A 23,409-nucleotide genomic window follows, 5' to 3' on the forward strand; every position below is an offset into this window, starting at 1 on the left:
TGCACTGCTCACGCTCCTCCTCTCGCTGTCGCTCTCCCTGCTCGCATCGCCGCGCCGGCGATGGGTGGAGACGGCGGGGATGCTGCCGCTCGCCTCTTCCTCTCTGGTGATGGGCACGGGGTTGTTCATCCTGCTGAACCCGCTGGTCGATCCGGCGCAGCTGTCGCTCGGTGTCACGGCGGCGGTCAATGCGGTGATGGCGCTGCCCTTTGCCTTTCGCATCCTGCTTCCCGCCGTCCGGGCGGAGGAGGCAGGTTATGCCCGTCTGGCGGAGAGCCTCGGGATGCGCGGGGTGTCGCGACTCCGTCTCGTCACGCTGCCGCGGCTTCGGCGGCCGCTCTGCTTTGCGGGCGGGCTGGCGGCGGCGCTCTCCATGGGGGATCTGGGGGTGATCGCGCTTTTCGCCCGCGCGGACGAGGCGACCCTGCCCTTGCAGATCTACCGGCTCATGGGCGCCTACCGGATGGCGGAGGCTTCGGCGGCTGCGGTGCTGCTGCTTGCGCTGAGCTTCGGGATTTTCTGGATCATCGACAGGATGGGACGCGGTGCTGAGGCTTGAACAGGTCACGATCCGGCAGGGCGACTTCGTTCTCTCCGCCGATTTCACGGTGGAGGCCGGGCGGCGGGTCGCGGTCATGGGGCCGTCGGGGGCGGGAAAGTCCACGCTGTTGAACGCGATCGCCGGGTTCCTGCCGCTCGCTTCGGGCCGCATCCTCTGGGCGGGTGAGGATATCGGGGGGCTGCGTCCGGGTGCCCGGCCGATGACCGTGCTGTTTCAGGACAACAACCTTTTCCCGCATCTGACCGTCAGCCAGAATGTCGGGCTGGGTCTCCGCCCGGATCTGCGGCTTGGTGAACCGGAGCGGCGGCAGGTCGCCGCAGCCCTTGCCGATGTGGGGCTGGAGGGGTTGGGCGCGCGCAGACCCGCAGCACTTTCCGGCGGGCAGGCGGGGCGGGTGGCGCTGGCCCGCGCGCTCCTGCGGCGGCGGCCGCTCCTGCTGCTGGACGAACCCTTCGCCGCGCTCGGCCCCGCCCTCCGGGAGGAGATGCTCGCCCTTGTCGTCCGCATCGCGGCAGAGACCGCGGCGACCGTGTTGATGGTGACGCATGATCCCGCCGATGCGGAGCGGCTGGCGGATGAGGTGATCGTCGTGGACAGCGGATCGGCCTTTCCCCCGCGCCCGACGGCGGCATTGCTGGCCGATCCGCCCAGTGCTCTCGCACGCTATCTCGGCCAGCGGCGGAAATGAAAACGCGCGCCCCGGGGGGACGCGCGTTTTGTGTCCATGTCCGGTCCGGGTCAGACCTTCTTGTAGGCGTCCTTCGCGGCCTTCTTGACCGGCGCCCAGATGCGCTTGTTGGTCAGGTAGAGCAGCACCGCCAGCAACGCGAGGAAGATGACCGCCGTCCAGCCAGCCGTCTTGCGCTGCATCATCTTGGGTTCCGCGGCCCACATCAGGAACGCGGCCACATCCTGCGCCATCGCGCGCACATCGTTCGGCGCGCCGTCGGCAAAGGTGACCTGACCGTCTGCAAGGGGCGGCGCCATGGCGATCCAGCCGGAGGGGAAGGTATGGTTCTCGTAGAAGGTGGTGCCCGCCTCCACCTTCTCCTCGCCCGTATATCCGGTGAGGAGCGAGGCGATGTATTCCGGTCCGCCGATGCCCTTCGCGATCTGGTTGATCCCCAGCCCGTAGGGCCCGTGGAACCCGGCGCGGGCCTTTGCCATGAGGCTCAGGTCGGGGGCGTTGGGAAGCTGGTGGGGCGGGAAGTGATCCGCAGGCGTGCGCGGACGATCCTCCCCGGTTTCGGCATCCGTGATCGTCATCTGCGCGGCATAGGCGCGGATCTGATCCTCCGGCATCGCCGGGCCGCCGGGGTCGGAGAGCGAGCGGATCGGCACGAACTTCATGCCGTGGCAGGCGGAGCAGACCTCCGTATAGACCTGCAAGCCCCGTTGAAGCTGCATCCGGTCATAGGCGCCGAACGGACCTTCGAAGGAGAAGGAGAAGTCCTCCACATGCCCACCCTCCGCCGCCATGAGCGGGCTGGCGAGGGCGAGGGTGGCGACCGTGGCGAGCGCGAGTTTCTTCAGCATGATGTCTTCCTCACTCCGCCGGATGATCGCTCGGGATCGACAGGTCGGGCCGTGCGCCGGGCTTGCCGTAATGCTCGTTGAAATCCTCCTCGATGGTCGCGGGTGCGGCAGTCGGCTTCTCGATCACGCCGAGCAGCGGGAGGACGACAAGGAAGTACGCAAACCAGTAGGTCGCGGCGATGAGCGAAATCCAGGTGTAGATCCCCTCTGCCGGCATGGCCCCCACCCACATCAGCACCATGAAATCGACGCAGAGCAGGTAGAACCACCATTTGAACATCGGCCGGAACCGGCCCGAGCGGACGGAGGATGTGTCCAGCCACGGTGCCAGCGCCATGACCGCGATCGCGCCGAACATGGCGAGCACACCGAAGAACTTGGCATCCACGATGCCGAAGGTCACCCAGTGGACAAGTTTCACGACCCAGACATCTGCGGTGAAGGCGCGCAGGATGGCGTAGAACGGCAGGAAGTACCATTCCGGCACGATATGCGCGGGCGTGGCGAGCGGGTTCGCCTCGATGTAGTTGTCCGGGTGGCCGAGGTAGTTCGGCATGAAGCCCACGATGGCGAAGAACACCAGCAGGACCACGACGAGCGCGAACAGATCCTTGATGACGAAGTAGGGCCAGAAGGGCAGGGTATCCTTCTTCGCCTCCTCCTTGGAACCGCGCCGCACCTCGACCCCGGTCGGGTTGTTGTTGCCGGTGGTGTGGAAGGCCCAGACGTGGACGATCACCAGACCGGCAATGACGAAGGGCAGCAGGTAGTGAAGCGAGAAGAAGCGGTTGAGCGTGGCATTGTCCACCGCAGGCCCGCCCAGAAGCCAGGTCTGGATCGACTCGCCGATGCCGGGGATCGCGCCGAACAGGCCGGTGATCACCGTGGCGCCCCAGAAGGACATCTGCCCCCAGGGAAGCACATAGCCCATGAACGCCGTGGCCATCATGGCGAGGTAGATCAGCATGCCGATGATCCACGTCACCTCCCGCGGGGCCTTGTAGGAGCCGTAGTAGAGGCCGCGGAAGATGTGCAGATAGACGGCGACGAAGAACAGCGACGCCCCGTTCGCGTGCAGATAGCGGAGCATGTAGCCGCCGTTCACGTCACGCATGATATGCTCGACGGAGGAGAAGGCGAGGCTGACATGCGGCGTGTAGTGCATCACCAGCGCCACGCCGGTCGCGATCTGGAGCACGAGGCAGAAGACCAGCACGATCCCCCAGATCCACATCCAGTTGAGGTTCTTGGGGGTCGGGATCATGATCGTGTCATAGATCAGCGACACGACGGGAAGACGGGTGTGAAGCCACTTCTCGAAGCGGGTCTTCGGCTCATAATGGTCGTGGGGAATACCGGACATCTGGCTTACCCGAGCTTGATGGTGGTTTCGTCGGTGAAGGCGGCGACGGGAATGTGCAGGTTTTCCGGCGCCGGTCCCTGGCGGATGCGTCCCGCAGCGTCATAGTGCGAGCCGTGGCACGGGCAGAACCAGCCATCGAAATTGCCCGCGCCGTTGCCGAGCGGCACACAGCCCAGGTGGGTGCAGACACCCATCATCACGAGCCACTGTCCCGCATCGTCCAGCGCGCGGTTCTGGTCGGTCGCCTGCGCATCCGACGGTTTGTTGGCGTTGCGGGCATTGGTGTCCACGAGTTGCGACATCTCCACCCCGCGGGCCGATTCGATGTCGGCCTGCGAGCGGTGGCGGATGAACACGGGCTTGCCCAGCCATTTGACGGTGAGCTGCGTGCCCTCCGCCACATTGGCGATATCGACGTGGATGGAGGAAAGCGCCTGCACATCCGCGGAGGGGTTCATCTGGTTGACGAGCGGCCAGACCGCCGCGCCCCCTGCCACGACCGCCGCACCCCCCGTCGCGTAGAAGAGGAAATCCCTTCGGCTCGTCGTATGATCTTCTGCTTGGGACACGGAATCCTCCCTACCTAGCCGTCAGCACATGCTGTCGCCCCCGGGTTGTCCCCGGGGTCGCCTGCAAGGTTTCTAACGGTCAAATATCCGTGCGTCCAGAAGGCATCCCGCTTTCGTTGCCAAGCGCGAGCCTTGTGCAACAGCGGCGCCTGTGAACTGTCAGGGGCGCGTCGCCTCCATGGCGGGCCGCTGGTCGAAGCCGGTGAACCAGTGCGCCAGTTGCGGCCGCCCCGCCCGCCAGTCTCGCGCGCCGTGACGAAGGTCGAGATATCCGAGCGCGCAGCCCGTCGCGATCTGGCCGATGTCGAGCGGCCCGTGCAGGTGGCTCATCCATAGGGTTTCCAGCGTATCGAGCGCGCGGGACACCTTCTGCCACTGTCCCTCCAGCCAGGGAGCATAGTGCAGTTCCTCCGGCCGGAGCCGGTATTCCAGCGCCATGAGCAGGGCCGCATCCATGATGCCATCCGCCAGCGCCTCGAGCGTGAGCGTGGTCCAGAGCCGCTCTCCCACCGGATAGAGCGTGCCCTCCGCAACCGTGTTCAGATAGCGGCAGATCACCGGGCTGTCATAGATCGCAGGCCCGTCGTCCCGCTCAAGCGTCGGCAGCTTGCCCAGAGGATTGCCGGGAATCGGTGTCTCTCCCGTGCCCAGCGGATTGGTGGCGACGGTCACGCGCTCCACCTGCCCGGTGATTCCGAGTTCTGTGGCGGTAACCACACATTTGCGGGCAAAGGGGGATGCTGGGCTGTAGTAAAGGCGCATGGGTTCCATCCGTTCTGGCTCGCGCGGAGCCTAGGCGAGCGCGGGGCAGGGATCCAGTGCCCGCAGGGCTGCCCGCGCCATGCCGCGCTTGCCGCACAGCGTCAGCGATCCGCCGGCTGTTTCGCTCCACGCGCGCGGGATGCGGCCATCAGGATAGGCTAGCTGTAATGCCCGGAGATCGCCCCGGTCCACAGGGGCATGCTCCCCCGGCTCCGGCGCTGCGGTGACGTCCTGCCGGTTCCGGTCACGTGGTGGTAGCTTCGGGTGCTTGGAGCAACCTGCGGTCCGCCGGTGCGTAGCCGCGAGCATTTTCCGGTGTCCGCTATTCCGGCCGCGCGATTGCTGGTCGCCGTGCACGGGTCTGTCGATCCGCATGGGTAGTCAGTCTCAGAGGGTCACCCACAACACTTTACGCTCGTCCCGACGCATTTGGAGCGACATCTCATGGCCAGCGCGGCGCCAGCGAGAGCTGGGGCTCCGAGTCGCCTCCGCTGCCGGAGCAGGCCCGGCAATGCCTGCGCTTGGCCTGCTCCCGGAGAGCGCTCCGATCACTATGGCGGGGCGGTGACGCTGCTATCACCTTTCCATCCGCAGGAGGCCGCGCCCTCCCACGCGCGCCGGCGGCCCGCAGCCGGACATGAGCAGGCTGGTGAAAGGCTTTCCTGTCGGCGTTGGAGTGGAAATCTGACGAATCCAACCGGAAATCTACATGTTTCTGGTCATTCCGAGGTCCGATTTTCCAGTTTCCAGAGCATGGACAGGATACTTCAAAGCTTTTTTCATTAGCCTGTCAGCCTGTCAGCCTGTCAGCCTGTCAGCCTGTCAGCCTGTCAGCCTGTCAGCCTGTCAGCCTGTCAGCCTGTCAGCCTGTCAGCCTGTCAGCCGCGTTCCGTCATGGCCCGTGATCCGAGCCGGCACGATCTGACCCTCCGGCTGATCGGTCGCAAAGCGCACTTCCGTGAACTGCTCCGTCCGCCCGAGCCGCGGGTTCTCCATCAGGACCCTGTGCTCCCGGCCCGCCTGTTCCGCCAGATGGAGGCGCAGGCGCTCATCCCCCCGGGCGCGGAGCCGGGCGGCGCGGTCGCGAATCGACCGTCCGTCCACCTGCGGCATGCGGGCGGCGGGCGTGCCCTTGCGGGCGCTATAGGGAAAGACATGCAGGAAGGTCAGGCCGCAGTCGTCCACCAGTTTCAGCGAATTGGCGAACATCTCCTCGGTCTCCGTTGGGAAACCGGCGATGATGTCGGCGCCGAACACCATGTCAGGGCGCAGGCGGCGCGCCTCCTCGCAGAAGCGGATCGCATCGTCGCGCAGGTGGCGGCGCTTCATCCGCTTCAGGATCATGTTGTCGCCCGCCTGCAGGCTCAGGTGCAGATGCGGCATCAGGCGCGGCTCCGTGGCGATGGCCTGCATCAGCGCCTCATCCGCCTCGATCGAGTCGATGGAGGAGATGCGCAGGCGCGGCAGGTCCGGGACAAGCCGCAGGATGCGCTGCACCAGATCGCCGAGCCGCGGCTCTGCGGGCAGGTCCGCCCCCCAGCTCGTCAGGTCCACGCCCGTCAGCACGACCTCGTTGAAGCCGCGATCCACCAGCCGCTTGATCTGCTCCACCACCACGCCCGCCGGGACGGAGCGCGAATTGCCCCGGCCATAAGGGATGATGCAGAAGGTGCAGCGGTGGTCGCAGCCGTTCTGGACTTGCACATACGCGCGATGGCGGCCGAAACCGTCGATCAGATGACCGGCGGTTTCCCGGACCGACATGATGTCATCGACCGTGACACGCTCCGTCTCGCCGATGAAATCGGGAGCGCGCGCGATGCCGCGCCAGGTGTCGGCCTGCATCTTTTCGTGATTGCCGATGACACGGGTCACCTCCGGCATCGCGGCGAAGGTTTCGGGTTCCGTCTGGGCCGCGCAGCCGGTGACGATCACCGCTGCATCCGGGTTTTCCCGGCGCAGGCGGCGGATCTCCTGCTTGGCCTTGCGCACCGCTTCTGCCGTCACCGCGCAGGTGTTCACGATCACCGCATTGTCGAGCCCGGCGGCGGCCGACAGCTCCCGCATCGCCTCCGTCTCGTAGGCGTTCAGACGACAGCCGAGAGTGGCGAAGATCGGCGCGCGGGCATCCATCACAGGGCTCCGAGAAAGGCCGGGGTGAGCACCCCGTCAAACACATAGGCTGTCGGTGCGGTCATCCACACCCCGTCATCGCGCCAGTCGATCTCCAGCACGCCGCCATCGACATGAACCGACACGCGCCGTCCCGTCAGGCCGCGCCGCGCCGCCGCCACCGCCGCCGCGCAGGAACAGGAGCCGGAGGCGAGCGTCACGCCCGTTCCGCGTTCCCATATCCGCAGCCGGATGGCGTCCGGGCCGAGCAGGCTCACGAATTCCACGTTGGTCCGCTCGGGATAGAGGGGGTGGTGTTCGTACCGGGGCCCAAGCCGTTCCAGCTCCACCGCCTCTGCATCGGGGACGAAGAAGGTGCAATGCGGATTGCCCATGCCGGTGGCCACGGGATCCCTCTCGATCGGCAGGTGAAGCGTGTCCATCGCCTCCGCCAGCGGGATCTCCCGCCAGTCGAGCAACGGCGCTCCCATGTTGACGCGGGTCAGCCCGCCGCCCGCATCCTCCGCCGTGAGCAGCCCGCGCTCCGTCCGGAGTGCCAGCCGCGCCTTGCCGGTTTCGTCCATCAGGAACCGCGCGATGCAGCGCGTGGCATTCCCGCAGGTGGAGGAAAGCGAGCCATCGGCATTCCAGAAGGTCAGCCGCGCATCGACGCCGTCCTCCGCCTCGATCACCGCAAGCTGGTCGAAGCCGACCCCCCGGTGCCGGTCGCCAAGCGCGCGCGCCAGTTCCGGCGTGACATGCGCCGTCCGGCCTCGACCGTCGATCACGACGAAATCGTTGCCCAGGCCGTGCATCTTCATGAACGGCAGTCCGTCGGGGGTGCTGTTGTCCTTCATGCGCGACGATATACGCGAGCCCTGCACTTTTTGCCAGTGCCACGTCGGTTTTGCCCTTGACCCCGCCCCCACATGTTTCTAGTTACCCGCCTCACAGAGTGGGCCCATAGCTCAGTTGGTAGAGCAACTGACTTTTAATCAGTGGGTCACAGGTTCGAATCCTGTTGGGCTCACCACTAGATACAAGGGCTCAGGCGGAAACGTCTGAGCCCTTTGCTTTTGCGGACTACCATCGGGCTACCACGTCGCGCGATTTCGCGGTGCGCGGGGGATGGAGCGTAAACCCCGGATAACCATCACCTCGCGCCGGGAGGGCGCAGGAGGAGGTTCCGTCCCGCCAGTTGGCCTCCCCGCATCTTCGTGAAAGTCAGGGGCGGGTTGGGGAGAAGACGGCGCGCAGGGAGGGGCTGGGGCCGATGGTCAGGCGAGCTGCGCGCGCTTGGACGGCAGCGGAAGGGAGCAAATGCAAATGGCGGCTCTTCAAAATCGCTGTAACCTCTGTACCTTGTAACCCATATATCTAAATATATGTAATAACTACATAATTTCATAACGCGCAGGTTTCAAAAGCGGTTACAAAAATCAGATGGCTGTAACCACCTATCCATTTGAAATCATTCAATATATCTGATTTCAGGTGCCGCAACACCCTGGTTTTTCCCTCGATTTGCCCCCTCAGAATGGGCCTTTTTCCGTAAATCACCCGCATGAAAATGGCGGTCCCCCCCGCCGGTCCCGGGCCGGAATGCCAGATTTTCCGACCACCCCCCCCCGGGGGGTGGCACTGCCATCGGCTGGGCGGGATGGAGGCTCGCAAGGTCCGGAACTGGCGGGCGGGCGCCTGCGGCATCCGCCGCCTGCCACATCTCATCATGTTCATGTCTCCGCCGGTGCTGGCGCTCAGATGCGAGCGGATGGACCATGCGGCGCGACAGGATGCCTGCCCGACCGGGGCGCGGGGAGGGCTGCACCCGCTGCGAATACAGAAATCAATGTTTGAAGCAAGCGGGCGGGTGCTGCGCGGGGGGTTAGCAGGCCGAGGGAAACCGGCCCCCAGCCCGAAACGCAGAAGCCAGGCCATGCGCCCGGCGTGCGAGGGTTTCGGCCTGCGCACGCGGGAGCCCGCCGTCATATTCCATGATGGCCGCCCGCTCCTCGGCCAGCTCATGGGTAAGGAGCGCGTCGTCGTCTTGTAGTGACGGCGAAGCGGTCGCTTGGGCAAGGTTTCGTTGATGGCATCGACGCTGCGATCCCCGGCGTGGCCTGCGGGCTCTTCGGAAGAATTTGAGCGAATTGACAAAAAATCGTATGGAGTTTCGCCAAGCCTTGCTCTGTTCTCCTAAGAATCTTGTCTCCTAAGAATCTTGAACGAATACAGCAGCTTTGACCAGTATGTTTTTTGCCGGCTGCCTTTTATTTCATTTTAGACGCACCGCACGCGTCTATCTGGCCCATCTTTCAGACCACCTTCAAATTACGACCTCCCAGCGTTGTCATTCGCGTGGGATCGCTTCATGTTTATCTCACGCGGGTCCCGAGGTTCTCGACATTTATTTGCGGGCCGTAAAGTCCGTCTCGTCATGCGATGGATTGTTACGATCGTCGGTCGGCAGCCGGCGGACTGCCGCGAGGAGTTCCTCGATTGCCTGCTCTGCGGCCGCGAGCTTCAAACCCACCATCAATCCTTGCCGTCCAGCCATCGCGAGGAACACTCCCAGCACCTCATCAGAATGACTTTCCAACGCGACCAGATGCTCTCCGCTCGGACCGAATCTGCCGGCGAACCAGTTTTTTACCGTCTTTTCATTCGCTCCGGTCCAAGAGGGGACGACCTTCGCCCCCGCCCGACTATTTCCGAGGAATCGCTTCAAGGCTGATGCGATTTCATCTGCGAACCAATTTTCGGCCAAATGCTGGCCGTCCTCCGCATACCCGTTTTCGTTTGGAAAGAACTTGCCCTTTTTCGGAAACGACATTCCGACCTCCCTCGCGCTACATGGATGATGGAATCCAACAGAAGTTTCGCACGAATTGGATGAATTTGCTTGAAATAATGAGGAACAGGCGCTTGAGCAGTCGACCGTCGATCAATTCCGCGAAGAGCGAAGTGCCGCCGGATACGGATGTGCCTGCGGTTGCCTATGTCCGGATGTCGACCGATCATCAGAAGTACTCGACTGAAAATCAGCTCGATGCGCACCACCCCGGCGCTGGCCGAACGGCCGGTCTTACATGGGCGTAGCGTGCGGCACGTCGTGCAAGGCTGGCGCGGATCACCGACCGCCGGAGCCATACTCGCTTGGGTCGGCCGCAATGGACCATTCATCGACGATGATCGCCTCGCTGAAGAGCAGGACTTATTTCACTGTCTTGGCGTCGAAGTCACTGAAGGCGGCGTGGGAGAGGCCGCGCGCCGCATCAAGGCTGGCGAGTCCGCCGCGACTGTGAGTTTTCCCGGCGGCACGCCAGACTTCGCACGATCACCGCTCCCCGTTGTCCACGGTTTCGAAGACGAACCGTTAGCGGACTATCCAGTTGAAAACTTTTGGGAGATGGATGCTGCGGTCACGCATGTGCTTAACAAGCAGGCGCCCGCGACAAATTGGCAGGAAGATGGTTGAGGCCGCCCGGATGCGCTTTCCCAACCTTCTCCTTCCAAATGCGTTATACGAAGACGCCCGTCTAGCACGGGAGCCCTTCGATGCGACGATCCGCGACCGGTTCTACGCCCTGCTCGGGTATTTGGACGCCTACATGAGCGGACGCGACGAGTACGGCAAAGAGGGACCGATATCGAAGGATATACTGCAAACACATTTTCAGGGTGAGCGTGCGCTGTTCTCGCCGGAATCGGCAAGCAATAAGCGCAACTTTGAAAACGAAATGACCTTCGTCGACCCGGAAAGCGGCAGTACCATATTCGCGCACTTTCACGGCAAGATTAGCCACAGATTTTTCCGCCTGCATTTTGACTGGCCCGTACCGGCGACGGCTACACAGCTCAAAGTGCTTTACATTGGCCCGAAACTGACCAAGTCCTGACAGGCGTCGGCTGATCGGCGAAGCTCCGCTCCTGGCGCAAAGCCGCCGCCAGTCCAGCTTGCAGCGAAGGTCTGGCTCCCGCCCGGCGCGCCGAGGCCCTCGCACGTGCGGCGAGAACTTAGCACCTGCGGCGAAGGCCTGCTTCGTCCCGCTTCGCTTGCACTGACTGGTAAAGATTGGTCCGCGCAGCACAAACGGCAAGTTCGGGGAGGCTGCACTGCAGCATAGCACCGCCTGCGAGTGACCGGTAAGGGCCGGCTTCGACGCCGCGGATATAAAGTTAAGCAGACAAATACGCTGCCAGTCACGAACTGGACTACAGGATAGCGAACGCGTTGCGGTTCATCTGCCAGCCAGAAAGACCGCCTTTCTTGAAACAAAAGGCAAGACTTTCTGAAACGCCAAAAATCGGGAATGGTCGGAGCGAGAGGATTCGAACCTCCGACCCCCTGCTCCCGAAGCAGGTGCGCTACCAGGCTGCGCTACGCTCCGACCGTGGGAGGCGGACTAACCGATGACGGAGGGGTTTGCAAGGGGCCTTGCGGAGAGATTTGTCGGCTTGGAACATGTAGCGGGGTGGCGGCGGGAAAGGCAGGGGCTTGCGCCGAAGATTGGGTGGGGCAGGTGGCCCGGACGGCTGGCCTTGACGCAGCGGAGGGCTTACCGAACCCTCAGCGCGAGGGTTGGCGGGAAATCACCGAGAGCGGCTGGAATACCATGCCCTGCGGTGTCCGGGCGGTGAAGGCGGTGATGCCGAACACCCGCGCGACGGTCTCCGGGGAGAGGACCGTCTCCGGCTCTCCCTCGGCGACGATGCTGCCCGCATGCATCAGGATAAGGCGGGTGCAATGCCTTGCCGCAAGGCCAAGGTCGTGGAGCGAGGCGAGCACGGTGCCGCCCCGGGCAGCGATTCCGGCAAACACGTCCATGGCGTGGATCTGGGCGGCCGGATCCAGCCCGGCGATCGGCTCATCCGCGATCATGAGCGGCGTGTCCTGTGCGATCATCCGTGCGATGAGGACGCGGGCCTGTTCCCCGCCTGACAGCTCCGTGGCCGGCCGCTCGCGGAATTCCGTCAGGTCCAGCAGCGCCATGGCCTCCTCCACGATCTGCCGGTCCCTTGCCCCCGCCGGATGAGCCGCGCGGCCGAGGGCCACCACCCGCTCCACCGACAGAGGCCACGCGATCTCCCGGCCCTGCGGCATGAAGGCAGCCTGCCGTGCCCGCTCCGAAGTGGGGAGCGCGGCGAGAGAGGAGCTCCCGCCGCTGGGCAGAAGGCCGAGGGCCGCGCGCAACAGGGTGGTCTTGCCTGCGCCGTTCGGGCCGAGAAGACCCACGAACTCTCCCGGACGAATGCAGAGGTCGATGCCTGCCAGAACGGTGCGGCCGCCGCGACGGACGGTCAGGCCGTGGGTTGTCAGCAAGGTCATGTCGTCTCCCGCCGCAGCCGCCATATGAGATGGAAGAAGAACGGCGCGCCGACCAGCGCCGTGAGCACGCCCAGCTTCAGATCCCGCCCCGGCGCGATTGTCCGGGCGGCGATATCGGCGGCAAGGATCACCGCAGCGCCGCCAAGCGCGGAGGCCGGAAGCAGACGCGCAGGACTGGCGCCCACCGCGCGGCGCAGCAGATGCGGGACGACCAGCCCGACGAAGCCAACCGCGCCCGCCACCGCGGTGACGGAGCCGATCAGCGCCACCACACCGGCAAGCAGCATGAGCCGCAGCCGGGGAAGCGAGACCCCCATGGTCGCCGCCGTTTCCTCCCCGAGCGTGAGCGCCTCCAGCCCCCGGCGGGTGGCAAGGATCAGCCCGGTGCCGAGACAGAAGAACGGAAGCACCATCCAGACATGCAGCATGGAGCGGTCGGCGAGCGATCCCATCATCCAGAAGACGATCTCGTTCGCCGCGAAGGGATTGGGCGAGAGGTTCAGCACCAGCGAAGTCATCGCCCCCGCCAGCGCCGAAATGGCGATCCCGGCGAGGATCAGCGGCATGGCCCCGCCGCGACTGCCCGCGAGCATCAGGATCAGCACGAAGGAGAGCAGCGCCCCGGCGAGCGGTGCCGCCATGAAGAACGCGGGCGCGGCAGCGGCCAGCCCCGTCTGAAGCGCCAGCACCGCGCCGAGCGCCGCCGAGGCGGAGGTGCCGATCAGCCCCGGCTCCGCCAGCGGATTGCGCAGGAAACCCTGCATCGCCGCACCGGAGAGCCCGAGGCTCGCCCCGAGCAGAACCGCGAGCAATGCACGGGGCAGGCGTATCTCCTGCATGACGATCACCAGCAGGGGATCGCCCCGCCCCAGAAGCGCCCGGACGGCATCGAGCGGCGGCACCTCCGCCTGTCCGATGAGCAGCGAGGCCGCGAACAGCAGCGCCACCACCGCGCCGAGGGCAGGGAGCAGGCGGCGGGCAGTCACGGATACGCCGCCCTGTCCCGGAGCCGCCGGACCGCGTCGATCACATGCGGCGTGCCGCAAACCCAGTCGGCATCGGCCAGCGCCCCCTGCGCCGCCCCGGCCAGTGCGGCAAGGGCAGGGTGATCCAGAAGATCCTCGGCGCGGGACGATCCGGCATAACGCTCCCCCCGGATGATCAGGTCGGGATCGGCGAGCACCAGCTGTTCCAGCGACACCATGCCGCCGCCGCGAAGTCCAAGCTCCGACGCGATATTGGCAAGCCCCGCGGCGGCAAGGATCTCTCCCGCGAGGCTGCCATCGCCCGCCGTATAGCCGTTGGCATAATACAGCGCCGCGCGGCGCCGGTCGGCGGGCGGTTGGCCAAGCGCGGCGAGGTCGGCGTCGAACCGCTTGACGAGGCTTTGCGCCTCCGCCGTCCGGCCCAGAGCCGCGCCCATCCGCCGGACATTGTCGCGGATACCGGCGAGGCTGGTCTCCGGGTCAAACACCTCGACCGGCACGCCGATGCGGCGCAGGAGAGCGGTGGTTGCCGCGGAGCCGTAGCGCCCCGCCAGCACGAGGTCCGGTTGCAGCAGAACGATCTCCTCCGCCAGCCCGTGGTTCCGGGGGTAGCGGGCCGCCTCCTCCGTCATGGCGGAAGAGCGGGGATCGCTTGCGAGATGGCTGATGGAGACCAGCTGCCCCGGTGCCGCCAGCATCATGGCAAGCTGGTCGGTGCAGAGGTTCACCGAGACGACGCGCCTTGGTGCCATCCCGCCGGAGACGGCGGCGGTCCCTGCTGCGGGGCTGGACGCAGGGTCCTCCGCTCCGGCGTGTTTCTCCCCTGCGGATACCGGAGGGGCGGACGTGTCCAAGCGAGCGGCGCTCGGGGCCAGGGCATGGGGCGTCCTGCTGTCTGCCGAAGCGTCTTGCGCTGTTCCGGTCGCAAGGCCCGCGACAGCGGCAGAGGTTGCGAACAGGGGGGTCGGCCCCCGCTGCGCGGCAGAGACAAGGGCCAAAGATGCGCGACCGATGACGCGCTGTCGCGTGACGCGATCCTGCCGCGCGGCAGAGAGAGGAGTCAGAGACGCGCCCCTCCCCGGTGCGGCATCCGGCCCTCCTTCCGGCATAAGGGCGGCGCGTCCGGCGACTCCGGTGAGGAGGGTTTCTGCAACCGCCAGGGGTGCCGCAAAGGGTGCTTCCGATGCGATGCCCGAAACGGTTCCGGGAACCTTGAGCCGCCCCGCTTCAAGCCCCGCTCCGGTGGCCCCGGTGAGGGCGAATGTTTCTGAAACCGCCGATGCGCTGACCGAAGCGGTGCCGAGAGCCGCGATGCGCCCCGCTTCAAGCCCCGTATAGGGCACGGGCATCGACGTCAGGAAAGGTCGAGAGAATGGGGTAAGGACGGCGGCCGCAGGGAACGCGGGCGCCATCGAAGCGTCGGTCTCCGTCCGGGCGGCAAGCTCCGCGGCCTGCGCGGAAACCGCGAAGGTGAGAAGCGCCGTCCCGATGAGCCGTGCTACCATTTCGCCTCCAGCCCGAGATAGGCCTGCCGCCCTTGGTTTCGGAAACCCCAGACGTCCATGTACTCCTTGTCGAACAGGTTCACCACGCGGGCGGTGGCGCGGAGATTTTCTGTGAGATCGTAACCGGCGGCGAGGTTGACGAGCGTGTAGTTGCCCAGTTCCTTCGTCTCGTAGAAACCCCAGTACTGCGTGTCGTAATTGCCCGCCACGTAACGGATATCGGCGGTGAGCGATCCGCGACCGTTCAGCACCTGCTGCGTGGCGCCCAGACCAAGCTCATGCCGGGGGCGGCGCACTTCCACCGTGCCGTCAGGGTTCTTTGCGTCCAGATAGGTGTAGCGGACCGACAGACGCAGATCCTCCGTCGCATCGAACCGTCCGGCGATCTCCACCCCTTCCCGCGGGCTTTTGCCCTGCTGGTTGATGTAGCTCGCCCTCCCGTCCGGGGCGGCGCCATAGACATAGGTGATCTCGTCCTCCATCTTCTCGTTGAAGTAGGTGACGTCGATCAGCCCGCGTCCGTTCAGCACTTCCGTCTCGATACCGATATCGTAGCCGGTGTTGCGCTCGGGCTTCAAAGCGGGATTGCCGAGGGTGTAGCCGTCATTGGCGAAAAGCTCGTAATAGGAGGGTTTCACCAGCCCCCGCCCGGCAGAGGCATGTACCCGGAAGGCGCTGTCCGGGATCTGCCACGACAGGCCGATGTTCCAGCTCGTGAAATCCTCGAACGTGTCGAAATCGTCATGGCGGAGGCCCGCCTGCACATCCACGCCCGTGTCGAAGGAGCCGCGGTATTCCACGGCCACCGAATTGTTGGCGCGATCGTAGTCGCGGGCCGTGTCGTTCTCATCCTCCGACCGTTCGAGCATGAGGTTGACCAGGTGCCGCGCCTCGGCCACCGGCCGGCCGTCCAGCCCGTAGCTGAGCCGGTATTTCAGCGCCCGCGTCTCCCCCCGCGTCTCTGCGGCCTCCGTCGTGCCCTGCCGGAAGACCGAGTTCTGAAATTCCAGCCGGTTGACGAGCCGTCCTTCCAGCATTTCGTATTCGGCCCAGAGGGAGGCGGTGAACTCCTTGCGCTCCCCGGTGAGGTGCGGATCGTCGATCAGGTAATCGCGATAGCCGGTGGCGGCATAGTTGGTCGCGTCATAGCCGTAGTCTTCCTCGGAATGGCGCAGGGTAAAGCCGAGCTTCAGGGCCTCCGTCGCCTGCCAGTCGCCGGTCAACCCGATGGTGCGGCGGTCCGTCCCGTCCTTTTCGCTGCCGGTGAAGGCGGGGTTGTAGCCGTGATCGTCCCGCTTCGAGATGTTGAAGGACAGCCCGCCCCGCTCCGTCCGCTGGGTGACCCAGCCGGAGGCCGCATACCCGTTGCCGACCTCTACCGCGCCGCCGTAATGCGTGCCGATCTCTCCCTGCCGGGTGATGATGTTGATGACCCCCGCAGACGCGTTAGAGCCGAAATAGACCGACTGAGGGCCGCGCAGCACCTCGATTCGCTCGACATTCGCGGTTTCCAGCCCGGTCAGGATGTATTCGTCATTGCCGCCCGTCGCCGGAACCCCGTCGATGAGGATGAGCGTGTGGTTCGCCTCGGCGCCCCGGATACGGACCTGCGTGAAGCTCGGACCGGCAGAGGTGACGGAGACGCCCGGCACTCCGCGGAGCGCGTCCTGCACGGTGCGGATGCCGCGCTCATCGATCTCCGCCGCGGTTATCACGGTGAAGGCGCGCCCATAGGCGCCCGCGGCAATGGGGGTAAGCCCGCCCGACAACACGATGCTGTCCAGCATCACCGGAGAGCCGGCCTGGGCATGAGCGGCCAGCGGCGCGAGGGCGGTAAGAACTGTGAGTATCCTGATGCCGTTGAAGGTCATCGCAGGGGCCTTTCCAACGCAGTGCCGCATGGCGGCCCGCGAATTGCAGAATGGCCTGATGGGAGTCCCGCAGGCCGGTGACGTCACCTCTGCGGAAGGGCCGCTTTCCAGACGCCCCTCGCGCCGGAAATGGGTGAGCGCTGCGGCAGGTCTCCTGGCTCACGGGTCATTGCTCGGGCCGGTCTTCCCGGAGGCGGACCTCCAGTGACATTATGGGCCGTCGCTCGCCGCTCACAGTTGCGGGGGCAGCCGCGGTCTTGCCCGAAGGCGCACCGCAGTTCCCTTTTCATCCGGACTTGCCGGAACCGAAGCAGACCATGGATGATCCGCTCCGCCGATCCTTGTCAAGCGCGAAGGGGGTTACCCCTTCGCGGAGAGCCGGATCAGTTGGGCGAGTGCCCGTTGCCCATGCCGGCCTTGCGGGCCTCCACATTGAACACGACCGGGACTTCCCCGGCGTTTTCGAACACCAGAACCGCGTCCATCCGGTCGGCAGCGGACCACAGACGGGCTTTGGGCGCGGTGAAGCTCACATGCAGGCCGGTGGGGCTCAGCTTCACGGTCTCTCCGGCGGGAATGGTGATGGGGCCTGCGGAGGTGGTGGAAACCATGTTCCGAAAACGCTCCGCCGTACGGAGGCTCGCTTCACCCTGCGCCGGACGAATGGCGATCAGCCGGTCATCGGTCGCGCCCGTGTTCGTGACCGAGAAATAACCCTGCGGCGCCTGCCCGTCTCGGGTCGTCTCGAAAGCATAGGGATGCCCGACCGTCAGATCGCCGGCGCGGAAATCATGCGCGAAGGCGGGGGTGGCAAGCAGAAGCGACATCAGCGGAAGGCTGCGAAACATGGATACTCCAATCATACTGGGATCATACTGAGACCTGCCGGCGAAGCGGCGGGCACGCTCCCTAACAGAAAGGATCAGGGCATGCGAGGCGCGGCATCATGATTTTGCCATAATTTTGTGCATAGCTGCCATGATGGCGCGACATTATGTCGCGATGTCAGCCTGCCGGGCAGCCCAGCATATCCACCGCGCCCCTGTCGCCGATAAGCGTGATGCGCAGCCGGGAGCGGTCCAGCGCCAGCGTCTCTCCGGGAGGGGGAACGAGATCCGCGGATGCCGTCACGCCATGGGCCTCCCGCCGCGTATCGCTTTCCGACACCCAGACGGAGGGGTCCGGTGTCTCGAACACCGCAAGTTCCCGTCCGCCAAGCGGCGGTGCCTGAAAGGAGGCCGTCACGCGCAGGCCATCCGGGATTACCTCCACATGGCAGCGCAGGCTCTTTACCCCGGCCATGTCCGCATCCAGCGGGCCGGAGGCCAGGGCCGCGCGGATTGCCGGGTCCGGCTGTTTCGTCACCGGCAGGACGGCGTCAATGCGAAGATCGACCGGCACGCAGATGTCGCGGCAGACCCCCAGCATGACATGGCTCCGCAGCGAAATGGGCTGATCTGCGTTCCGGGCGCGGATTTCCAAGGGCAGGACCAGTTCGCGCGTATAGCCGACCGTGCGCATTCCGTTCAGCTCGAACACATGCGGCGCGGGCCAGTGCAGCGTCACCTCCGCCAGATTCTCCGACCCGCTCCAGTCAAAACTGGGCGGGATGCCCGCATCCCCCGGGGCGCGCCAATAGGTCTTCCACTGGTCGGCGAGCGTCAGGCGGATGGCCGCGACATGGCTGCCGTCGGCCTGCCGCCAGCCGGGCAGAACCTCTGCCTGCACCACGTCCTGCGGACGCGTTGGGGCGGCATGTCCCGCGAGGGCAGGCAGCAGCGTCGCTGCGGAAAAGGCGAGAAGGCGGAGCGGGCTGAGCATCATGGCGGGACTGTCGGCGGGATGTCGCGGGACTTGAAATCACATTCCGGCGACGAGATGGCATTGTCTCCCATGCGACGCAATCTCCGCTTGTGCCGATAGTCCGATGCGCCATCTTATGCTCATGAGCAGCAGGACCACGCATATGTCTGACCTGGGGGGCAAGCTCCTCATCGCGATGCCCGGTTTGGGCGATCCGCGGTTTGAAAGGAGCGTGATTCTGATCTGCGCCCATTCTCCGCAGGGGTCCATGGGGCTTGTCGTCAACAAGCCGGCCGCGGATATCAGTTTCGAGGCGCTGCTGGACCAGCTTTCCATACCCCACTTCGGGGGCCGCTGCCCTATCCATGTCGGCGGGCCGATGGAAGCCGCCCGCGGCTTTGTCCTCCATTCTCCGCAGATCGATGATGAGGAGGAGGCCGGGACGATAGAGGTCGGCCCCCACTTCGCGATGACCACCACGCCCGATATCCTGCGGGAGATCGCGCGCGGCACGGGGCCGGGGCAGGCGCTCCTGGCGCTGGGCTACGCAGGTTGGGGTCCGGGTCAGTTGGAGAACGAGATTCTCCGCGATGACTGGCTGGTGTGCAACGCGCTTCCCGACCTCGTCTTCGCCGCCGACAACGGAACGAAGTGGCTTGCCGCGATCCGGTCGATGGGCGTGGATCCGATAAGCCTGTCGGCCTTCGGCGGCAGGGCCTGAGGGTTCCGGCGTTCGGCGCGGTGGCCGCAGTGGCGGACCTCGCCATCGCAGTCCCTCCTGTGCGAGCGCGACCGATGTCGTCGCCTTGCGGGCATCCCGTCCGATGAGCATGCGGCTCAGCATCCGGTCCCCCATTCCTGAGGCGCGCCACCGGCCAATCCGGCGCAGCCTTTGAACAGAGAATGCGGCCCGAAGGGTTCCTGAGCCAGTCACCGCACAGCCAGATCATGGGATCTGACAAGGGTGGTGAAAAAGATCGGGAGGGTCATGCCTGCGCTGCGGGAATCGGCAGATCGGACCCGGACTTATCCGAAGCGTGTTTCGGGCGGGTGTTCGCAGACAGTAAAGGATTTCCGCTCCAACGCGGGTCTGAAAGCCTTTCTTCGGCAGCCTGCTAAGCTGATCGGCCAAACGGATCGGTCACGGGCCGCGGGGCGGCGGCCCGGCGCAACCTGTCGTTGATCGCGCGGCCCAACCCGCTTTCCGGGATGGGAGAGACGGCAATGACCGTTCCCGGGCCGGTGTCGATTTCCCGCATGTAGTGAAAGAGGTTGGCCGCAGCCTCCGTCAGATCGCCTGCGGGAGAGAGGTTCAGCGTGGCACCCGCATCCTGGGGCCCGAAGCCGAGCCATGCCTCCCCTGCCGCGGGGCGGGTGGCGAGGCGCATCTCGGCCCGCGGCGCGTAGTGGGAGGAGAGCTGCCCCGGCGCGACGGGCCGCGCCGGATCGGCCGCGGGCGCGGGGATCGCACGGCCCAAAGCGGCTTCCAGATCCTCGAGCGCCAGCCCGCCGGGGCGGAGCAGCAGCGGTGCCTCCAGCAGCCCGACGATCGTCGATTCCACCCCCACGGCGGCCTCTCCGCCGTCGATCACCGCTTCGATCCGCCCGTCAAGACCGTCGAGCACATGGGTCGCGCGGGTCGGGCTGACCCGGCCCGAGGGATTGGCGGATGGCGCGGCCAGAGGCCCGCCGAACCGGCGGAGCAACGCCTGTGCGACGGGATGCGCGGGCACCCGCACCGCCACGCTGTCATTGCCCGCCGTGACCAGCGGAGACAGCCCCGCTTCCGGCAGCAGGGGCAGGACGAGCGTCAGCGGCCCCGGCCAGAAGGCGCGGGCAAGCCGCTCCGCCTCCGGTGTCAGTCGGGCATAGCGGCCCACGCCTGCCAGATCGGCGACATGGATGATGAGAGGATTGAACCGGGGCCGCCCCTTCGCCTCGAAGATGCGCGCCACCGCGTGATCCTGCCGCGCATCGGCGGCCAGCCCATAGACCGTTTCCGTCGGCAGGGCCACCAGCCCCCCCTCTGCCAGAAGGCGTGCCGCGGTCTCTATCCCCGCGCCGTCGGGGGTGAGACGGCGTGTGGTTCCAGTGACGCTGCGTTGGGGCTTGCCGGTCATGTTGCTTTGTTTAGCCTTCGTGCCAGTTGATGCCGAGATACGCGCCCGGGCGGTCGCCGCCAAGGTGCGAGGGGAGAATTCGATGGCTTTTCGCGCGCCGGTGAAGGATCAGACCTTCATCTTCGATCATATCGTTGGTTTTCAGGGCCTCTCCGCCACAGAGCCCTATGCGGATGCCACGCGCGATCTGGCGCAGCAGATCCTCGATGAGGCGGCCAAGCTGGCGGGGGATGTCCTCGCGCCGCTGAACCGGGCGGGCGACCTGACGCCCGCAAAGCTGGAGAACGGCGTCGTCCGCACCTCTCCCGGCTTTGCCGAAGGGTATCGCGCCATCGCGGAGGGCGGCTGGGTCGGCATGTCGGCGGCCCCGGAATTCGGCGGGATGGGCCTGCCGATCACGCTGGCCACGGCGGTGAACGAGATGTTCTCCGGCGCCTGCCTGTCGCTGCACCTGAACCCCCTGCTCACCCAGGGCCAGATCGAGGCGCTGGAGCATCACGCCACGGATGAGCTGAAGCGCCTTTACCTGCCGAAACTGACCTCCGGGGAATGGAACGGCACGATGAACCTCACCGAACCCGGCGCGGGGTCGGATGTCGGCGCGCTGGTGACGAAGGCGGTGGACAACGGCGACGGCACCTTCGCGATTTCGGGGCAGAAGATCTTCATCACTTGGGGCGACGGGGATTTCATGCCCAATGTGTGCCACCTCGTGCTGGCGCGGCTCCCCGATGGCGGGCCGGGCGTCAAGGGGATCAGCCTGTTCCTCGTGCCGAAGCTGCTCCTCGATGAGGACGGCGAACCCGGACCCAGAAACGGCGTGCGCGTCGTGTCGCTGGAGCACAAGATGGGCCTGCATGGCTCGCCGACCTGCGTGATGGAATACGACAATGCGACCGGCTGGCTGATCGGCGAGCGGCACGGCGGCATCAAGGCGATGTTCACCATGATGAACAACGCCCGTCTCGGTGTGGCGACCCAGGGGGTCGGCGTGGCGGAGGCTGCCTGCCAGCAGGCGCTGGCCTATGCGCTGGACCGCAGGCAGGGCAAGACGCCGGTGCCGGGCGGGGGCACGATCATCGACCATGCCGACGTGCGGCGGATGCTGGCCGGCATGAAGGCGCAGACCTTCGCCGCCCGCTGCATCGTGCTGGACTGTGCTCTCGCCCTCGACATGGCCAAGGCCACGGGCGAGGCGGAGTGGGAGGCCCGCGCCGGTGTTCTGACCCCCATCGCCAAGGCCTTCGCCACCGATACCGGCAACGAGGTCACGCAGACCTCCATCCAGATCCACGGCGGCATGGGCTTCATCGAGGAGACGGGCGCCGCCCAGCTTGCCCGCGACGTGCGGGTCTGCGCCATCTACGAGGGGACGAACGGCATTCAGGCCGCCGATCTCGTCGGCCGCAAGATGATGGACGGGGGGGAGGCGATCAACCGCCTGATCGACGAGATACAGTCCGGGGCGGAGGCCGCGAAACCCGACCATCCGCAACTGGCTGAGGAGGTCTGGAACGCCGCCGAGTCGCTCCGTGAGGTAACGGACTGGCTCGTCGCCCAGCCCGTGAACGACCGCTTTGCCGGGTCCGTGCCCTATCTGCGGGCCTTCGCGCTGGTGCTGGGGGGATCCTACCACCTTCGGGCCGCCTGCTCCGATCCGGCAGAACGGGAGGCGCTGGCCACCTTCTTCATCCGCCGGATGCTGCCCGACCATGTTTCGCTCCTGCGGCAGGCGCATGAGGGGGCTGCGGGGCTCTATGCTGTCACGGCAGAGGAACTGGCGGTTTGAACGCGCTGCGCTATCCGCTGGAGGCGCCGCCCGCACCGGGTGACGTGGCCGAAATCGCCGAGGGCGTGTTGTGGATCCGGGTGCCACTGCCGCTGCGCCTCGATCATGTGAACGCCTATGCCTTCGACGATGGCGATGGCTGGACACTGGTCGATACCGGTTTCGACACGCCCCCCACGCGTGAGATGTGGGAGGCCGTCCTGTCGGGCCCGCTGGCGGGCCGGCCCGTCCGCCGGGTGATCGGCACCCACCACCACCCGGACCATATCGGCCTTGCCGGATGGTTCGTGGAGAAGCACGGGGCGGAGCTGGTCACCACGCGAACGGCCTTCCTCTTTGCCCGGATGCTGCGGCTGGAGGCCCATGATCGCCCGCCGGAGACACAGCTTTCCTACTGGCGGGCCTGTGGCATGGATGCGGCGATCTATGACAAGCGCGCGAACGACCGGCCCTACAACAGTTCCGATGTCGTCCATGCCATCCCCGGCACCTTCCGCCGCATCGCGGAGGGGGATGCCATCCACATCGGCGGGCGGGATTTCGAGGTGCATATCGGCAACGGCCATGCGCCGGAGCATGCGACGCTGTGGAGCAGTGACGGCAGCCTCGTGATTGCGGGCGATCAGATCCTGTCCACCATCTCGCCCAATCTCGGCGTCTATGCGACGGAGCCGGAGGCCGATCCGGTGGGCGACTGGCTGGAAAGCTGCACGCGTCTGGGCCGTTATGCTCGCGAGGGGCAGTTGGCGCTTTCCGGGCATAAGCTGCCGTTCTTCGGGACCGGGCCACGGCTCGCGCAGATGATCTCCGGCCATGTCGCGGCGCTCGACCGTCTGGAGGAGGCGCTTGCCACCCCGCGTCGTGCGGCGGAGTGCTTCCCCTTCCTGTTCCGCCGCCCGATCGGCGAGAGCGAGTATACGCTCGCGCTGGGGGAGGCGGTCGCCCATCTCAACCACCTGACCCAAACGGGCAGGGCGCGGCGCTACCGCGAACCGGGGAGCGAGGCGTGGCTCTGGAAGCGCACCTGACATGAGGTCCGGGATCCGGGGAGCCAGGGGTTGGGAGCCAGGATCTGGGGGTAGGATCTGCGGCCTCAGAACTG

The 23,409-nt window shown here is 66.0% G+C and carries 21 protein-coding genes, 2 tRNA genes and 1 riboswitch; of the genes, 8 read left to right on the top strand and 15 right to left on the bottom strand.

The annotated features are described in order from the left end of the window. The coding region (locus CDV49_RS09215; RefSeq protein ID WP_143413149.1) for an ABC transporter permease subunit at window positions 1-559 on the top strand (559 nt) is incomplete at its 5' end. Then, window positions 546-1,250, top strand: a complete 705-nt coding sequence (locus CDV49_RS09220) for a thiamine ABC transporter ATP-binding protein (protein ID WP_088215258.1) — start codon at window positions 546-548, stop codon at window positions 1,248-1,250. The genes CDV49_RS09215 and CDV49_RS09220, both read left to right, overlap by 14 nt. 50 nt (window positions 1,251-1,300) lie before the next feature. Here the strand turns inward: CDV49_RS09220 and CDV49_RS09225 are convergent, their stop codons facing one another. The 6 genes from CDV49_RS09225 to dapF form a co-directional block, all read right to left on the bottom strand. After that, window positions 1,301-2,098, bottom strand: a complete 798-nt coding sequence (locus CDV49_RS09225) for a cytochrome c1 (RefSeq protein ID WP_088215259.1) — start codon at window positions 2,096-2,098, stop codon at window positions 1,301-1,303. A 10-nt stretch (window positions 2,099-2,108) separates the two neighbouring features. Beyond that, window positions 2,109-3,461 carry a cytochrome b gene (gene petB, locus CDV49_RS09230; protein WP_088215260.1) on the bottom strand — a complete coding sequence of 451 codons (1,353 nt, stop codon included), beginning with the start codon at window positions 3,459-3,461 and terminating at the stop codon, window positions 2,109-2,111. 5 nt (window positions 3,462-3,466) lie between these two features. Further along, a complete protein-coding gene (gene petA, locus CDV49_RS09235) occupies window positions 3,467-4,030 on the bottom strand; it encodes a ubiquinol-cytochrome c reductase iron-sulfur subunit (protein ID WP_035741682.1) in 564 nt (187 codons plus the stop codon). A 159-nt stretch (window positions 4,031-4,189) separates the two neighbouring features. Further along, on the bottom strand, window positions 4,190-4,792 hold the full coding sequence (locus tag CDV49_RS09240) for a glutathione S-transferase (RefSeq protein WP_088215333.1): 603 nt from the start codon (window positions 4,790-4,792) through the stop codon (window positions 4,190-4,192). Window positions 4,793-5,662: 870 nt separating this feature from the next. Then, on the bottom strand, window positions 5,663-6,925 hold the full coding sequence (gene mtaB, locus CDV49_RS09245; RefSeq protein ID WP_088215261.1) for a tRNA (N(6)-L-threonylcarbamoyladenosine(37)-C(2))-methylthiotransferase MtaB: 1,263 nt from the start codon (window positions 6,923-6,925) through the stop codon (window positions 5,663-5,665). Beyond that, complete coding sequence (dapF, locus tag CDV49_RS09250; protein WP_306424940.1) at window positions 6,925-7,725, bottom strand: diaminopimelate epimerase; 801 nt, start codon at window positions 7,723-7,725, stop codon at window positions 6,925-6,927. The genes mtaB and dapF overlap by 1 nt, the downstream gene beginning before the upstream one ends. A 136-nt stretch (window positions 7,726-7,861) precedes the next feature. Between dapF and CDV49_RS09255 the strand changes: the two genes are divergently transcribed. After that, window positions 7,862-7,937 (top strand) — tRNA-Lys (locus tag CDV49_RS09255). A gap of 1,374 nt (window positions 7,938-9,311) precedes the next feature. Here CDV49_RS09255 and CDV49_RS09260 read toward each other — a convergent pair. Then, on the bottom strand, window positions 9,312-9,737 hold the full coding sequence (locus CDV49_RS09260; RefSeq protein WP_088215263.1) for a hypothetical protein: 426 nt from the start codon (window positions 9,735-9,737) through the stop codon (window positions 9,312-9,314). Window positions 9,738-9,953: 216 nt separating this feature from the next. Here CDV49_RS09260 and CDV49_RS20160 point away from each other — a divergent pair, with 216 nt between their 5' ends. Together CDV49_RS20160 and CDV49_RS09270 are read left to right on the top strand one after the other, a co-directional pair. Beyond that, window positions 9,954-10,382 (top strand): hypothetical protein, encoded by a 429-nt coding sequence (locus tag CDV49_RS20160; RefSeq protein ID WP_218821927.1) that lies wholly within the window; start codon window positions 9,954-9,956, stop codon window positions 10,380-10,382. Then, entirely contained in the window at window positions 10,375-10,803 is a 429-nt protein-coding gene (locus CDV49_RS09270) for a hypothetical protein (RefSeq protein ID WP_088215265.1), read from the top strand. The genes CDV49_RS20160 and CDV49_RS09270 overlap by 8 nt, the downstream gene beginning before the upstream one ends. A gap of 415 nt (window positions 10,804-11,218) precedes the next feature. Here CDV49_RS09270 and CDV49_RS09275 read toward each other — a convergent pair. The 7 genes from CDV49_RS09275 to CDV49_RS09305 form a co-directional block, all read right to left on the bottom strand. Further along, window positions 11,219-11,295, bottom strand: a tRNA-Pro gene (locus CDV49_RS09275). Window positions 11,296-11,474: 179 nt separating this feature from the next. Next, entirely contained in the window at window positions 11,475-12,233 is a 759-nt protein-coding gene (locus CDV49_RS09280) for an ABC transporter ATP-binding protein (protein WP_088215266.1), read from the bottom strand. Next, entirely contained in the window at window positions 12,230-13,219 is a 990-nt protein-coding gene (locus tag CDV49_RS09285) for a FecCD family ABC transporter permease (RefSeq protein WP_088215267.1), read from the bottom strand. Before CDV49_RS09285 ends, CDV49_RS09280 begins: the two co-directional genes overlap by 4 nt. Then, window positions 13,216-14,724, bottom strand: a complete 1,509-nt coding sequence (locus CDV49_RS20865) for an ABC transporter substrate-binding protein (RefSeq protein WP_256947294.1) — start codon at window positions 14,722-14,724, stop codon at window positions 13,216-13,218. Before CDV49_RS20865 ends, CDV49_RS09285 begins: the two co-directional genes overlap by 4 nt. After that, the gene (locus tag CDV49_RS09295; RefSeq protein WP_088215268.1) at window positions 14,718-16,595 is read right to left on the bottom strand and encodes a TonB-dependent receptor plug domain-containing protein; all 1,878 of its coding nucleotides are present in this window, start codon (window positions 16,593-16,595) and stop codon (window positions 14,718-14,720) included. Before CDV49_RS09295 ends, CDV49_RS20865 begins: the two co-directional genes overlap by 7 nt. A gap of 127 nt (window positions 16,596-16,722) precedes the next feature. Then, window positions 16,723-16,920: riboswitch (cobalamin riboswitch) on the bottom strand. Window positions 16,921-16,978: 58 nt separating this feature from the next. Then, complete coding sequence (locus CDV49_RS09300) at window positions 16,979-17,443, bottom strand: copper chaperone PCu(A)C (protein ID WP_179209158.1); 465 nt, start codon at window positions 17,441-17,443, stop codon at window positions 16,979-16,981. Between the two features lie 157 nt (window positions 17,444-17,600). Further along, entirely contained in the window at window positions 17,601-18,419 is an 819-nt protein-coding gene (locus tag CDV49_RS09305) for a protein-disulfide reductase DsbD domain-containing protein (RefSeq protein WP_256947295.1), read from the bottom strand. Between the two features lie 142 nt (window positions 18,420-18,561). Between CDV49_RS09305 and CDV49_RS09310 the strand changes: the two genes are divergently transcribed. After that, window positions 18,562-19,119 carry a YqgE/AlgH family protein gene (locus tag CDV49_RS09310; RefSeq protein ID WP_256947296.1) on the top strand — a complete coding sequence of 186 codons (558 nt, stop codon included), beginning with the start codon at window positions 18,562-18,564 and terminating at the stop codon, window positions 19,117-19,119. Window positions 19,120-19,513: 394 nt separating this feature from the next. Here CDV49_RS09310 and CDV49_RS09315 read toward each other — a convergent pair whose 3' ends face one another. Further along, window positions 19,514-20,518, bottom strand: a complete 1,005-nt coding sequence (locus CDV49_RS09315) for an L-threonylcarbamoyladenylate synthase (protein WP_088215270.1) — start codon at window positions 20,516-20,518, stop codon at window positions 19,514-19,516. Window positions 20,519-20,600: 82 nt separating this feature from the next. Here CDV49_RS09315 and CDV49_RS09320 point away from each other — a divergent pair, with 82 nt between their 5' ends. Together CDV49_RS09320 and CDV49_RS09325 are read left to right on the top strand one after the other, a co-directional pair. Beyond that, complete coding sequence (locus CDV49_RS09320; protein ID WP_088215271.1) at window positions 20,601-22,307, top strand: acyl-CoA dehydrogenase; 1,707 nt, start codon at window positions 20,601-20,603, stop codon at window positions 22,305-22,307. Beyond that, on the top strand, window positions 22,304-23,335 hold the full coding sequence (locus CDV49_RS09325; protein ID WP_088215272.1) for an MBL fold metallo-hydrolase: 1,032 nt from the start codon (window positions 22,304-22,306) through the stop codon (window positions 23,333-23,335). The genes CDV49_RS09320 and CDV49_RS09325 overlap by 4 nt, the downstream gene beginning before the upstream one ends. Window positions 23,336-23,409 lie beyond the last annotated feature (74 nt).

The sequence above is a fragment of the Haematobacter genomosp. 1 genome (assembly GCF_002196855.1).
Lineage (GTDB): Bacteria > Pseudomonadota > Alphaproteobacteria > Rhodobacterales > Rhodobacteraceae > Haematobacter.